The sequence below is a fragment of the Ahrensia marina genome (assembly GCF_001293565.1).
GTDB lineage: Bacteria > Pseudomonadota > Alphaproteobacteria > Rhizobiales > Rhizobiaceae > Ahrensia > Ahrensia marina.
Window position 1 is genome coordinate 1 of record NZ_JXMU01000059.1, and the last position, 353, is coordinate 353.

Annotated in this window: 1 protein-coding gene; it reads right to left on the reverse strand. The window is 48.7% G+C overall.

Features of this window, described 5'->3' with window-relative positions:
* Positions 1-10: 10 nt before the first annotated feature.
* Positions 11-346, reverse strand: a complete 336-nt coding sequence (locus tag SU32_RS17200) for a DUF2924 domain-containing protein (protein WP_082376880.1) — start codon at positions 344-346, stop codon at positions 11-13.
* Positions 347-353 lie beyond the last annotated feature (7 nt).

The window sequence follows — 353 nt, forward strand, 5'->3', positions numbered from 1 at the left end:
ACTTTTTTCATCAGCTTTCCAATCCAAAAAAACGTGGTCCTGACCAGTGGGCACCGGTGATCTTTTTGGCAATCGCACTCAAGGACCGATATGTCTTTCCATCCAGCTGAAAGCCTTTCTCCAGTGCTTCCACCTGATAGGTTCGTCTATTCCATTCACGCACTAGATGAGTCCCTGCCCTGATACTCAGAACAAAGGGTTTGGATGGTTTGAGCGAACGTGTTGGTTTAGTGACTGTAGAGGCCTCGGTATTGGAGTCCGTCTTACCGTCGATCTTAGCGATAACATTTCGCTCTATCTGGCTTCCGCCTTTGATGCTGGTTTGATCGCAGGCATCGGAGGTGATGTTGTCG